The organism is Cobetia sp. MMG027 (assembly GCF_027947415.1).
In the GTDB taxonomy this organism is placed as follows: Bacteria; Pseudomonadota; Gammaproteobacteria; order Pseudomonadales; family Halomonadaceae; genus Cobetia; species Cobetia marina.
The window spans coordinates 158,693-172,120 of record NZ_JAQJIO010000003.1; the positions used below are offsets into that span (position 1 = coordinate 158,693).

The 13,428-nt window shown below is 65.1% G+C and carries 11 protein-coding genes; all 11 read left to right on the forward strand.

Going from position 1 to position 13,428, the window contains the following annotated elements; translation table 11 throughout:
- Positions 1 to 229 precede the first annotated feature (229 nt).
- The 11 genes from ccmA (at position 230) to PJK54_RS04865 (ending at position 13,116) form a co-directional block, all read left to right on the forward strand.
- Entirely contained in the window at positions 230 to 943 is a 714-nt protein-coding gene (gene ccmA, locus PJK54_RS04815; protein WP_077379364.1) for a cytochrome c biogenesis heme-transporting ATPase CcmA, read from the forward strand.
- Positions 940 to 1,662 (forward strand): heme exporter protein CcmB, encoded by a 723-nt coding sequence (gene ccmB, locus PJK54_RS04820; protein ID WP_077378925.1) that lies wholly within the window; start codon positions 940 to 942, stop codon positions 1,660 to 1,662. The genes ccmA and ccmB overlap by 4 nt, the downstream gene beginning before the upstream one ends.
- Positions 1,663 to 1,812: 150 nt before the next feature.
- Complete coding sequence (locus PJK54_RS04825) at positions 1,813 to 2,610, forward strand: heme ABC transporter permease (protein ID WP_271302437.1); 798 nt, start codon at positions 1,813 to 1,815, stop codon at positions 2,608 to 2,610.
- Positions 2,610 to 2,804 carry a heme exporter protein CcmD gene (ccmD, locus tag PJK54_RS04830; RefSeq protein WP_077378928.1) on the forward strand — a complete coding sequence of 65 codons (195 nt, stop codon included), beginning with the start codon at positions 2,610 to 2,612 and terminating at the stop codon, positions 2,802 to 2,804. Before PJK54_RS04825 ends, ccmD begins: the two co-directional genes overlap by 1 nt.
- Positions 2,805 to 2,885: 81 nt before the next feature.
- Positions 2,886 to 3,383 (forward strand): cytochrome c maturation protein CcmE, encoded by a 498-nt coding sequence (gene ccmE / locus PJK54_RS04835; RefSeq protein ID WP_084209386.1) that lies wholly within the window; start codon positions 2,886 to 2,888, stop codon positions 3,381 to 3,383.
- Entirely contained in the window at positions 3,383 to 5,383 is a 2,001-nt protein-coding gene (locus PJK54_RS04840; RefSeq protein WP_271302362.1) for a heme lyase CcmF/NrfE family subunit, read from the forward strand. Before ccmE ends, PJK54_RS04840 begins: the two co-directional genes overlap by 1 nt.
- Complete coding sequence (locus tag PJK54_RS04845; protein WP_077378937.1) at positions 5,380 to 5,949, forward strand: DsbE family thiol:disulfide interchange protein; 570 nt, start codon at positions 5,380 to 5,382, stop codon at positions 5,947 to 5,949. The genes PJK54_RS04840 and PJK54_RS04845 overlap by 4 nt, the downstream gene beginning before the upstream one ends.
- On the forward strand, positions 5,946 to 6,479 hold the full coding sequence (locus PJK54_RS04850; protein WP_103751472.1) for a cytochrome c-type biogenesis protein: 534 nt from the start codon (positions 5,946 to 5,948) through the stop codon (positions 6,477 to 6,479). Before PJK54_RS04845 ends, PJK54_RS04850 begins: the two co-directional genes overlap by 4 nt.
- Positions 6,476 to 7,828, forward strand: coding sequence for a c-type cytochrome biogenesis protein CcmI (ccmI, locus tag PJK54_RS04855; protein ID WP_271302363.1), 1,353 nt, complete (start codon positions 6,476 to 6,478; stop codon positions 7,826 to 7,828). The genes PJK54_RS04850 and ccmI overlap by 4 nt, the downstream gene beginning before the upstream one ends.
- 250 nt (positions 7,829 to 8,078) lie before the next feature.
- Complete coding sequence (gene smc, locus PJK54_RS04860; RefSeq protein WP_271302364.1) at positions 8,079 to 11,597, forward strand: chromosome segregation protein SMC; 3,519 nt, start codon at positions 8,079 to 8,081, stop codon at positions 11,595 to 11,597.
- A 259-nt stretch (positions 11,598 to 11,856) separates the two neighbouring features.
- Positions 11,857 to 13,116, forward strand: coding sequence for a cell division protein ZipA C-terminal FtsZ-binding domain-containing protein (locus PJK54_RS04865; protein WP_271302365.1), 1,260 nt, complete (start codon positions 11,857 to 11,859; stop codon positions 13,114 to 13,116).
- Positions 13,117 to 13,428: the final 312 nt, after the last annotated feature.

The window sequence follows — 13,428 nt, forward strand, 5'->3', positions numbered from 1 at the left end:
GGTCGTCGATGCCAATCAGGCGATGGGTGTGTCGTATGAATGTGCACCATGCTTTGCTGATGGAGCGCGCGAGAACTTGACTCCCGTGCAAGGCTCGACGCGTGCGGGTCGCGTCATTCGGGCGACCGGTGGCCAGTGCCGGCTTCAGCTCGTAGAATGACGCGATTGGATCCCTCGGGACCAGCCTCTGATGTCGCGCTCCGCGACTGACCAGCCGCGAGATGTCGGGATGTCGATCCAGCCAGTCAGCGATGAAGCCCGTTGCGTGCCGCCCTTGCTGGCGGTGCGGGCGCTTGGGTGTGAGCGCGATGAGCGCTGGCTGTTCCAGGCGCTCGACTTCAGCCTCGCGGCGGGCGAGATCCTGCAGATCGAAGGCCCCAATGGCAGTGGCAAGACCACCCTGCTCAAGATTCTGTCCGGGCAGTTCCATGATCACGAAGGCGAAGTGCTCTGGCAGGGGCAGCCTGCCTCGCGGGTGCGCGACGACTTTCTGGGATCACTGCTCTATCTGGGTCACCAGCCCGGCATCAAGGGCACGCTGACGGCATTGGAGAATCTTGCCTGGTATCAGGCGCTCGGTGACGCTGCATCTTCTCGAAACGCCGCGGAGCGACGCTCGCTCGCCTGGGCAGCGCTGGACGCCGTGGGGCTTGCCGGCTTCGAGGATGTCCCGGCCCAGCAGCTGTCGGCTGGTCAGCAGCGGCGCATCGCCCTGGCGCGATTGCATCTGACACCGCGTCGACTGTGGGTGCTCGACGAGCCCTTCACCGCCATCGACATCGATGGCGTCCAGGCGCTGGAGGCGCTGCTGCTGGCGCATGCCGAGCGGGGTGGCAGCGTGGTGATGACGACCCACCATCGCTTCTCGGATGTCTCGCGATTGCGCCGAATAGGCCTTGGGCAACGCGCTGGCGCGGAGTCGAGGGAGGGTGCCTGGGCATGAGACATGATCCTCTGACACCATTGTCCGAGTCTCCCGTTGCCTGCTCGTTGGGTGGAGCACTCAAGGCGACACTTCGACGCGACCTGCGTCAGGCGTTGCGCCGGCGCAGTGAGCTGATCAACCCGCTGGTATTCTTCGCCCTGGTGATCACGCTGTTTCCGCTGGGGATCTCGCCGGACAAGGCGCTGCTGGCGACACTGGCGCCGGGGCTGCTGTGGGTGGCGGCCTTGCTGGCCACGTTGCTGTCACTTGAGGGGCTGTTCCGGCAGGACCTCGACGACGGTAGCCTTGAGCAACTGCTGCTGACCCCCCAGCCGTTGCCATTGCTGGTGCTGGCCAAGGTGGCGGGGCACTGGCTGTTGACCGGTCTGCCGCTGGCGCTGATGGCGCCGCTGCTGGGCGTGATGCTGGGGCTGCCGAGCGGCGCCTTTGGCGTGCTGATCGCCTCGCTGGCGCTGGGCAGTCTGAGCCTGTCGCTGATCGGCGCGATCGGCGCGGCGCTGACGGTCGGGCTGCGGCGCGGCGGCGTGCTGCTCTCGCTGATCATCCTGCCGCTGTACATTCCCGTGCTGATCTTCGGCGCCGGCGCGGTGCAGAGCGCCGTCACCGGCATGCCCAGCGCCGCCCACCTGGCCATGCTGGGTGCGATGCTGGCGCTGGCACTGTTGCTGGCGCCGCTTGCCATCGCCGCCGGCCTGAGGTTGAGCATCAATGGCTAGTCCCTGCTCCCTGCCGGCTGGCAGAGGGTGGCCTGAGTGCCGCCAGCACTTCGCCAGATATCCTTTCGCCCCTGACAAGAGGCTCGTGTGAACGCCGATTCCGACTCTCATCAAGCGCCTGCTCGCAAGGTTCGCCCGCGCAAGGGTGGGCTGTGGCCATGGCTGCATCGCTTGGGCACACCGGCGACCTTCTTCGCGGCCAGCCAGCGCTGGCTGCCGTGGCTATGGGCCGTGGCGATCCTCGCGCTGGTGGCCGGCAGTGCCTGGGGACTGGCCTTCGCGCCGGCGGATTACCAGCAGGGCAACAGCTTCCGCATCATCTACGTGCATGTGCCGGCGGCGATTCTCGCCCAGTCCTGCTTCATGCTGCTGGCGGCATGCGCACTCATCTTCCTTGTCTGGAAGATCAAGCTGGCGGACATGGCCGCCACGGCCGCCGCTCCCGTCGGCGCCTTGATGACGGCACTGGCGCTGTTTTCCGGCTCGGTATGGGGCATTCCCACCTGGGGCACCTGGTGGATCTGGGATGCCCGGCTGACGTCGATGCTGATCCAGCTGTTCCTGTATCTGGGCGTGATCGTGCTGCGTGGTTCCTTCGCCAGTCGTGACAGCGGCTCGCGTGCCGCATCGATTCTGGCGCTGGTCGGCATGGTCAATATCCCGATCATCAAGTATTCGGTGGATTGGTGGAGCACACTGCATCAACCTGCCACCTTCACGCTGAGTGAAGCACCGCCGATGCCGGCCAGCATGTGGATTCCGCTGCTGCTGATGGTCATCGGCTTCTACGCCCTGTTCGGTGCGCTGGTGCTGATGCGCACGCGGGTCGAGGTGCTGAGGCGTGAGAGTCGCAAGCAATGGGTGCGTGACCTGCTGAGCCCGCACTCGGACTCACGCCCCGGCCAGAATTCGCCTGCAGGCCCCGTTTCCACAGAGGGTGATCACTGATGAGCTTGCCCGATGTCGCCTTCTCGAGTGTCAGCGAGTTCTTCGCCATGGGAGGGCACGCCCTCTACGTGTGGTCCGCCTGGGGGCTGACGGCGGCGTGCCTCGCGGGGCTGGTGATCGCCACGCGGCTGTCCCGTCGCGCGGTGGAGGCCGATATTCGCCGTCGCCTGCGTCGGGAATCCGCCCGTTCCTGAATCCATTCTCGACCTCCCGTGCCAGTCGTCCCGCTGGTCGCGAGAGGCATGATCGTCCCTTGCCCTGATCGAGCCCTGACCATGACCCCCAAACGCAAGCAGCGCCTGTATCTCGTCACGGCCATCGTGCTGCTGGCCGCCCTCGCGGTGGGCCTCACGCTCTATGCCCTGCGCGCCAACATCAATGCCTTCTACACCCCGACCCAGATCGCCAGTGGCGAGGCGCCCCAGGGGCGTCAGATTCGCGCAGGCGGCATGGTGCGCGATGGCAGTGTCAGGCGTGACAACGAGACGCTGGATGCCATCTTCACCGTCACCGACTTCGATCATGACGTGACGGTGCATTATCAGGGCATCCTGCCGGACCTGTTCCGTGAAGGGCAGGGCGTGGTGGTGATGGGCACCTTCGATGGTGAGCATCTCGAGGCCAGCGAAGTGCTCGCCAAGCATGACGAGAAGTACATGCCGCCGGAGGTATCCGAGGCTCTCAAGGCGTCCGGACGTGATGTCTCTGGCAACAGGACGGGTGACAGGATAGACACCGGGATGACAGAGAAAACACCTCAGGAGGCGCAGTGATGTTGACGCAACTGTTGCCGGAAATCGGCCATTTCGCGCTGATTCTGGGGGCCTGTCTGGCCTGCGTGCAGGCGGTGGTGCCGCTGGCGGGAGCCGCCACGCGTCGCCCGCTGTGGATGAGCTTCGCCCAGCCGATGGCCTGGGGGCAGTTCCTGTTCGTGCTGATCGCCTATGCCTGCCTGACCGCGAGCTTCCTGCTGGATGACTTCAGCGTCGCCTACATCGCCAACAACTCCAACAGCCAGCTGCCGTGGTACTTCAAGTTCAGTGCCGTGTGGGGCAGTCACGAGGGTTCGGTGCTGCTGTGGAGCCTGATACTGGCGGGCTGGGGCTTTGCCGTCTCGCTGGGTGCGCGCGATCTGCCGCGCGACATGCTGGCGCGGGTACTGGGCATCATGGGATTGATCTCCACCGGCTTCATGGCCTTCGTGCTGCTGACCTCCAATCCCTTCGCACGTCTGCTGCCGGACATGCCGGCAGATGGCGCGGATCTCAATCCGCTGTTGCAGGACATCGGGCTGATCATCCATCCGCCGATGCTCTACATGGGCTATGTCGGTTTCTCGGTGGCATTCTCGTTCGCGATGGCGGCTCTGCTGGGCGGGCGCCTCGATGCGGCATGGGCACGCTGGGCGCGCCCCTGGACCAACATCGCCTGGGCGTTCCTGACCGTCGGCATCGCGCTGGGCAGCTGGTGGGCCTACTACGAGCTGGGCTGGGGCGGCTGGTGGTTCTGGGATCCGGTGGAGAACGCCTCCTTGATGCCGTGGCTGGCGGGGACCGCCCTGATCCACTCACTGGCGGTCACCGAGAAGCGCGGTGCCTTCAAGAGCTGGACGGTGCTGCTGTCGATCTTCGCCTTCTCGCTGTCACTGCTGGGGACCTTCCTGGTGCGCTCCGGCGTGCTGACCTCGGTGCACGCCTTCGCCAGTGACCCGGACCGCGGCCTGTTCATCCTCGTGCTGCTCGGTATCACCGTCGGTGGCTCGCTGTTGCTGTTCGCGCTGCGCGCACCGCGCGTGCGCTCGACGCTCGGCTTCCACTGGCTGTCGCGGGATGCCTTCCTGCTGGTCAACAACCTCGTGCTGCTGGTGATGATGGTCACCGTGCTGCTGGGCACCCTCTATCCGCTGGTGCTGGATTCGCTGGGGCTGGGCAAGATCTCGGTGGGCCCGCCGTACTTCAATGCGCTGTTCGTGCCGCTGACCACGCTGCTGTGTGCCTTCATGGGGCTCGGGCCGGCCTCGCGCTGGAAGCAGATGCCGGGGCGCGAGCTTGCACGCCGTCTGGCACTTTCCGGCGGCGCGGCACTCATCATCGGCGGGCTGCTGCCGCTGTTGCTGGATATCGAGTGGAGTCTCTCGGTGGCGCTCGGGCTGGTCATCGCGCTGTGGGTGGTGCTGCCGCTGCTGCGCGACCTGTGGGACAAGAGTGCCTCGAAGTCAGGGCGCTTGGCGGGTCTCAAGCGCCTCACGCCCAGCTACTGGGGCATGCAGCTGGCGCATCTGGGCCTGGCGGTGACCATCGTCGGCGTGACGCTGGTCTCCAATACCGAGGTCGCCGAGAACGTGCGCATGGTGCAGGGCAAGGAAGTCAGCGTGGGCGGCTATCAGTTCCGCATGACCGAACTTGGCGAGTATCGCGGCCCCAACTACCTGTCGGACCGCGCCACGGTGGAGGTCAGTCGTGATGGCGAGGCGGTGACGATGCTGCATCCCGAGAAGCGCCTGTTCCTGGCCAGCGGCATGCCGATGACCGAAACCGCGCTGGATGCCGGCTTCACGCGTGACCTCTACGTCGCCATGGGCGAGAAGCTCGATGACGATAGCTGGGCAGTACGCATCCAGGTCAAACCCTTCGTGCGCTGGCTGTGGCTGGGCGCCTTGCTGATGGGCGCGGGCGGCGTGATCGCCGTGCTGGATCGCCGTTATCGTCGGCGTGTCGAGGCCAGGGCGGTGAGCGACAATCCCTCACTCACCACGCAGGAGGCTCACCCATGAATCTTCGTCGTCTGGTGCTGTTCTTGCCGTTGGTGGTCGTGGTGGGGCTGGGCGCTTTTCTCTATCAGCGCCTCGATGATGACCCCTACGCACGGGATTCCGCGCTGCTGTCGCGCCCCTTCCCCGCATTCTCGCTCAGCACCCTGGGTGACCCGCAGGCGAGCCTCGATGCCTCGCTGCTCAAGGGCCAGGTCAGCCTCGTCAACGTCTGGGGCGAGTGGTGCCCGACCTGCAAGCACGAGATGCCGCAGCTGCTGGATCTCGCGAATCGTGGTGTGCACATGGTCGGGGTCGACTACAAGGATACGCGTGCCAAGGGCCGGCAGTTCCTGGAGGAATTCGGTGACCCGTTCAGCGTCAATCTCTTCGACCCGGACGGCACCCTGGGGTTTGATCTCGGCGTCTATGGAGCACCGGAAACCTTCCTGGTCGATGCCGAGGGCGTGATCCGCTATCACCACACCGGCTACATCCGCCCCGAGGATGTCCGTGATGTCATCCTGCCGACACTGGAGCGGATCGCGAAACCTGCGACTGGTGCCGCCGGCGAGGAGGCCAGCTCATGAAGTCCGTGCTCAAGAGTGTCGCCATCCCGCTGGTGCAGGCGCTGGTCGTGCTGCTGTTTCTCTCGTGGCTGGCGGCTGGCAAGGCGCAGGCTGCCATCGAGGTGCATCAGTTCGACAATCCTGTGCTGCAGAAGCGCTACGACAGCCTGACGGCCGCGCTGCGCTGCCCCAAGTGTCAGAACCAGGCGATCGGTGACTCGGATTCCCCCATCGCCGGTGACATGCGCCAGAACGTGGCGGATCTGCTCAATGATGGTCGCAGTGACAGCGAGATCCAGAATTTCATGGTCGCGCGTTTCGGCGAGTACGTGCTCTACAATCCGCGCCTTGATGGGCGTACCTGGCTGTTGTGGGGCGGCCCGGCGGCCCTGATCGCGCTCGGACTGCTCATCGTGGCCTTGATCGTGCGGGCCCGGCGACGGGCACGGGTGCGTGCGCTGGACGATGATGAGCAGGCACGCCTGTCAGCGCTGCTCGACAGGCACCGCGATGCCGGCAATGCACCGCAAGACGCCAAGGAGCGCTCATGATTCTGTTATGGCTGGCGATCGCCGTGCTGCTGCTTCCCGCCGGTTGGCTGCTGTTGCTGCCACTGCGCCGCGCGCGCCGTGTGCATGCCGCCCAGCAGGCCTTCGAGGACAACGACAGCCTCGGCGCCGAGAATGTGCGTGTCTATCGACGTCGACTGGCCTCGCTGGAGCGCGGCCATGCGCGCGGCGAGCTGGATGACACGGCGCTGGCGGAAGGGCGTGTCGAGCTGGAACGCAGTCTGCTGGAGGATGCCGAGGCTTTGAGGCGCTCCCCGCTCAAGGCGGCCGGCAGTGGTCGTGTGCTGGTGCCCGTGTTGCTGGTGGCGATGGTGGCGGGCTCGCTCTACTGGTATCAGCGCGAAGGGGCGAGCGGCGATCTGGCGCTGGCGCAGGCGATCGCCGCCACGCCGATCCATGATGCCGCCAGCTTCAATGCGCGCATCGCGCGTCTGCGTGCCGAGGCCGAGGCACAGCCGGATAACGCCAAGGTGTGGATGGCACTGTTTCCGCTCTATCGTGATGCCGGACGCCTCGATGAGGCGATGCAGTCTCTCGAGGCGTTGATCGCGCTCGAAGGTCGGGTGCCCGCGCTGGTCGCGCAGCTGGCGCAGCTCAAGTTCTTCGCCGCGCAGCGCACGCTGACCGATGAGGTGCAGGGGCTGGTCGACGAGGTGCTGGCAGCCGACCCGCGTCAGCCCACCGTGCTCGGCCTGTTGGGGATCGAGGCGTTCGAGCAAGCCCGCTATCCCGAGGCCATCGACTACTGGCGCAAGGCGATTGCCGGTTTCGAGAACCCCGATGCCGCCAAGGCCCTGCGTGAAGGCATCGCGGCCGCGCGTCAGCGCATGGCGAGTGCCGGTGAAGTCGATGCCTCGGTGGCGCTGGACAGCCCGGCAACGGCTGCTGCTCAGGACAGTCAGGCAGGCACTGCACGTCTGACCCTCAAGGTGTCGCTGGACCCCGCACTCGAGGCGCAGTTGGCGGCGATGCCGGTGAGTGCTGACGAGGCGACCCTGTTCATCGTGGCGCGTGATGCCGAAGGCAAATTGCCGCCGCTGGCGGTGGTGCGTACCACCGCAGACACGCTGCCGTTGACGGTCACGCTCTCGGATGACGACGCCATGGCCCCGATGGCGCGGCTCTCGATGGCGCGGCTCTCGATGGCGGAGCGCGTCACTCTCGTCGCGCGCATCTCCGCTTCCGGTCAGCCGGCGGCGCAGTCGGGGGACCTTGAAGGCAAGCTCGAGAATGTCATCGTTACTCGCAGCACCGAGGCCGATGCTGATGTCAGCCACGAGGCTGCGGACGCACCGCTGATGCTGCGTATCGATCACCGCGTCGCACGGTGAGTCGCGATGTGCCCCGACTCGACGATCTGATCACGTGGATCATCATTGCGCCGGTTGGGGCCATCGCCGCTTTTGGGTAGACTGCGCGCTGGTTTTTCGAAATGCCCTCGATGAGCGGCTGCTTCGTCGTTAGGACATGTTTACCCTGCGGCGGCGCGGGCTCTCCACCGGGAGACCTGAGAGACCGCGGCGGTTCAGGTTTTCCTGCTTCAGCTCTTCTTCCTCCAGACTCAAGGACGCGCCAGGCGCAATGCGGCTCAAATCGATCAAGCTGGTCGGCTTCAAATCCTTCGTCGATCCGGTCACCGTGCCCTTCGACAGCAACATGACGGCGATTCTCGGCCCCAACGGCTGCGGGAAATCCAACGTCATCGATGCTGTGCGCTGGGTCATGGGCGAGTCCAGCGCCAAGAACCTGCGCGGCGAGTCGATGACGGACGTCATCTTCAATGGCTCCACCGGGCGCAAGCCGGTGGGGCAGGCCTCCATCGAGCTGACCTTCGACAATGCCGACGGCAGCCTCGGTGGCGCCTGGTCCGAGTACGCCGAGATCGCCGTCAAGCGTCTGGTGACGCGTGACGGCCAGTCCGGCTACTTCCTCAATGGCCAGAAATGTCGCCGACGTGACATCTCCGATGTCTTCCTCGGCACCGGGCTCGGCCCGCGTTCCTATTCCATCATCGGTCAGGGCATGATCTCGCAGCTGATCGAGGCGCGCCCGGATGATCTGCGTAGCACCCTCGAGGAAGCCGCCGGCATCTCCAAGTACAAGGAGCGCCGCCGCGAGACCGAGAACCGCATGAAGCGCACCCAGGAGAACATGGAGCGCCTGGATGATCTGCGCGAGGAACTCGACAAGCAGCTCGAGCGCCTCAAGCGTCAGGCCGAAGCCGCCAAGCGCTATCAGACCCTCAAGCAGGATGAATACCGCCTCAAGGGCGAGCTGGCCGTGCTGCGTCGGCGTGGCCTGCGCGCGCAGCAGCGTGAGCAGCAGTCACGTGTCGCGGAGCTGGAAACCGGTGTCGAGCGCGAGATTCTCGGTCAGCGTCAGTGTGAGAGCCAGCTGGAAGAGCAGCGCTATCAGCACGACGAGCTGGCCGGTGAGCTGGAAACGCATCAGGCCGCCTTCTATGAGACCGGTGCCCAGATCGCCCGTCTCGAGCAGAGTCTCGAGCACGCCCGAACCCGTGAGCAGCAGCTGGCGGCGGATCTCGAGATCGCGCGGCGTGAACTGAGCGACATCCAGCGCGTCGAGGGCGAGGACGGCGAGCGTCTCGAGATGATCGAGGCGCGTCTGGAAGATATCGCGCCGGAACTGGAGCTGGCGCGTGAGACGCTGGAAGGCCTTGAACTGTCGCTGGAAGAGGCCGAGGAGCGCCGCCAGGACAGCCAGAGCGAGTGGGAGCGCTTCAGCCAGGCCGACAACGAATCCCAGCGCGGGGCCGAGCGTGCCCAGAGCGAGATCCAGCGCATCGAGAATGCCATTCGTGACGCCGAGACTCAGCGCGAGCGCCGCCGTCAGCAGCTGGCGGAGCTGCCGGATGTCGCCGAACTGCGCGAGACACGCGAGGAACTGCGCGAGCAGCTCGACGAGCTGACGCTCGGCAGCGAATCGCTGGAGTCGCGCCGCGAGCAGGCCAGTGAATCCCGTGAGCAGGCACAGACGGATCGTCTGGTGCTGGACGGTGAGCGTGACCAGCTGCGCCAGCGTCGCAACGTGCTGCAGGGCGAGCAGGCCTCGCTTCAGGCGCTGATCGATGCCGCGCTGCGGGATGACGATGACAGCCTGGCGACGCATCTGGACCGACATGGTCTCGCGCAGGCCCCGGCGCTGGCCGAGGGGCTCGAGGTCGCCGAGGGCTGGGAGTCCGTCAGTGCCTGGGTGCTGGGGCCCTTCCTCAAGGCACGCATGTCCCGTGCAGAGTCGGATGCGACGGCTGCCCTGATGAGTGAGTTGCCTGGTGGCGAGCTGTTGCTGGTCGATGCTGCTGGGGAGACGAATGCCACGGCCCCTGAAGGCACGCTGGCGGCGCGGATCAGCGGTGCCCCGGCGCTGACGGGCTGGCTATCCAGCATTCACTGCGTCGAGTCACAGGCCGCCGCCTGGGGCCGGCGCGATTCGCTGGCCGCCCATGAAAGCGTGCTGACACCGGACGGCCTGTGGTTGGGACGTGGCTGGAGTCGGCGTCAGATAGCGGGCGAGCGTGCCGACAGCGTGATCGGCCAGCGCGCGCGTCTCGAGCAGGTCGTGCTGGAACTGGAAGCGCTGGAGTCGCGACTCGACGATATCGAGGCGCGGCTGGCTGCCGCTGATGAACAGATTGCCGGCGCCGAGCAACAGCTCGAGCATCTGCGGGTCGAAGAGCGGGAGCTTGGCGAGCGTCAGCGTGAGCTGAGCCTCAAGGAGGCGGGGCTCGCCAGCCGACTCGAGCACGTCGATGGCCGTGCCCGTGAGCTTGAGGAAGAGCTCGAGCAGCTGGCGGAGACCCGCGAGAATCATGCCCTGACGCTTGAGGAGGCGCGCGAGCGCTGGCAGCAGGCGCTGGAGGCAGTGGAGAACAATGCCCAGTCGCGTGAGTCGCTGGAGCGCTCACGGCGCGAGCATCAGGAGGCGCTGGCCGGGCTGCGTGCCCAGTTGGCGCCCGCGCGGGAGCAGGTCAGCCGTCTCGACATGGAGCGTCAGCGCCTGGTGACAGAGCGCGATGGCATGCAGGGCCAGCGCATGCGGGCCGTCGAGCAGCGCGAGAAGCTCGCCGAGCGCATCGAGCTGCTCGAGGCCAGCCGTGAAGAAGCCTCGCTGCCGCAGGAAGAAGAGCGCGAACAGCTCGAGATGTTGCTCGAGACACGCCTCTATCAGGAAACCAAGCTGAATGCCTGTCGTGACAAGACTCATGAATTGGTCGAACAGATGCGCCAGGCCGAGCAGTCGCGCCAGACCCATGAACGCAATCTCGAGGGCATTCGTCAGCGCCTCGAGGAAGGGCGCATGCAGGTGCAGGCCCTGACCTTGAAAGCGGATGCGCAGGATGAGCAGCTGGTGGAGCTGGGCTATGACGAGGCGGCGATCACGCTGCTGGAGGACGAGCTGGACCCGAACGCCACCGAATCGGCCTGGAGCCACAATCTGGAGCAGGTCGGGGAGCGCATCAAGCGGCTGGGGGCCATCAACCTGGCCGCCATCGAGGAGTACGACCAGCAGGCCGAGCGTCGCAACTACCTGGAAGCCCAGCATGCGGAGCTGGCCGAGGCGCTGGAGACCCTTGAGCGTGCGATACGCAAGATAGATCAGGAAACGCGGGTGCGTTTCAAGGACACCTTCGACAAGGTCAACGCCGGAATCCAGACGCTTTTCCCGAAGATCTTCGGTGGCGGAACCGCGTGGTTGACACTGACAGGCGATGATTTGCTCGAGACGGGCGTGGCGATCATGGCACGCCCGCCGGGCAAGAAAAACTCGACCATTCATCTTCTGTCAGGCGGGGAGAAGGCTCTGACGGCGCTGGCGCTGGTCTTCGCCATCTTCCAGCTCAATCCGGCCCCGTTCTGCATGCTCGATGAGGTGGATGCGCCGCTGGATGATGCCAACGTCGGGCGTTATGCAAGGCTGGTGAAAGAGATGTCGGAAAGCGTACAGTTCATCTATATCACCCATAACAAGATCGCCATGGAGGCGGCGGATCGGTTGATGGGCGTCACCATGCAGGAACCGGGCGTCTCGCGTCTTGTCTCTGTAGGGATCGAAGAAGCGGCGGTACTGGCTGAAGCGTGAGTGAAAAGCCGTGCAGGAGGCCAAGGTCATCCTTGTGCGCGGTAGCCAGCGGCCGTCTTTGCGGCCAAGTTGGCAAAATCGTGTTGCACATAGAGATCGAAAGCACTACGAGTTTGCGTCATAGTGTCAGTCAGGGATAATTGAAGGGCGATTGCGCAGGTCACCACCACAGGATTGACATTCGAAAAATGTCCCCTTTTTCTGCAATCGCGCTATGCTGTTCACGTGCATGGTGCCCAAGCAAACAGGCTAATGACCCATGGAATTGAGAGAGTGGCTCATCTTGTTGGGGTTGGTGCTGGTCGCAATCATCGTCGTTGACGGTGTGCGCAGGCTCCAACGTCAACGTCGAGTACCCCGACTGGATCGAGCGGGTACGGAAGATTCCACCGAAGAGGCGGGTGTTTCCGCGGTGGAAGAAGAGGAAGAACGTGACAACTGGGAGCTGCCGAATGGCGGCTACCGGGTGGTTGGCGATGCCGAAGCGCAGGCCGAGGCGGAGCAGGATGCCGTGCTCGACAATGCCCATGGCATCAAGGCCTCACGGGTGACGCAACCGAGTCGTCCGGCACAGCCCATGGAGCGCCGTGAAGCGCCGGAGCGCAAGGGCTTCGGCGAGCGTGCGGCGGCCTTCGGTGCGCGTGCCAGCCAGTCGATGCGCGACGTGACCGCCAGTCTGGGCGCGCGGCGCGACGACGAGCATGACGAGGCGCATCGCGAGCCTGTGCTCGGCACCGCCTCCAGCGAGCAGTCAGAGACGGCGCGCGAAGAGGATTTCCATGAGAAGCCGGTGATCACCGCCGAGGACGACAGCATCAGCGTCTCCTCCACCCAGGCCGATGATCTCGAGCCGATGGCCGAGATCGAGGAAGGTCAGGATGTGAAGGCCGAAGCGTCCTCCGCTGGCCAGCAGGCCGATGACGAGCGCGCGGCTTCCGAGCGCAAGGAACCTTCGCTGGAAGCGGCCGCCGTGCCTGCTGCCGACACGACAGTCTCCGAGGATGATCGCCATCCGCTGGTGCTGCGTGCCGAGCGCAATCAGGTCGATGACCAGCTCGCCCGTGACACCCTGGCCGATGCCAGTGAAGTCATCATCATCTCGGTGATGGCGCGTGGCGAGGAAGGCTTCAGCGGTGAAGACGTGCTGGGCATCTCGTTGGCCTGTGGTCTGCGCCATTCCGAGATGGGGCTGTTCCTGCGCCATGAGGAAGATGATGACGACAGTCCCTTGCAGTTCGCGATGGCCAACGTGGTCAAGCCGGGGATCTTCACGCCGGCCGAGATGGTGGACAGTCAGCTGGATGGTGTCACCTTCCTGATGCCGCTGCCGGGCGCGGACGACACTTCTGCCGCCTTCGAGACCATGGTCGAGATCGCCATGCTGCTGGTGCGTCGCCTGGGCGGTGAGCTCAAGGACGAGAACCACAGCGTGATGACGGCCCAGACCATCGAGTTCAAGCGCCAGCAGGTGCACGAGTTCGAGCGTCGCAATCGTCTGCATCGCTACCAGGCCAACTGATCGACTCGCGAGCCATTCTCTGAGTGGGTCCGTCATGCCACAAACGCCAACGGCGACCTTCGGGTCGCCGTTGGCGTTTGTGTTTCATGTGATTCTCCGTCCTCGTTCTGAAGCGCCTGATGCCATGTGTCATATGCGGTCTTTCCTCTCAGCCGGGAGTGGGGTCCATCGAGCGCTTTGAGTACAATGACGGCATCATGGCGACCCCCCGGCCCTGCGATTCAGGCCGGAGAACCTGTCGCCACCCGCTTTCCGGTCGATCAGCGCAGCCCTTTGGGCACTGCTGATGAGGCCACCGTTTCGAGTGAGTGT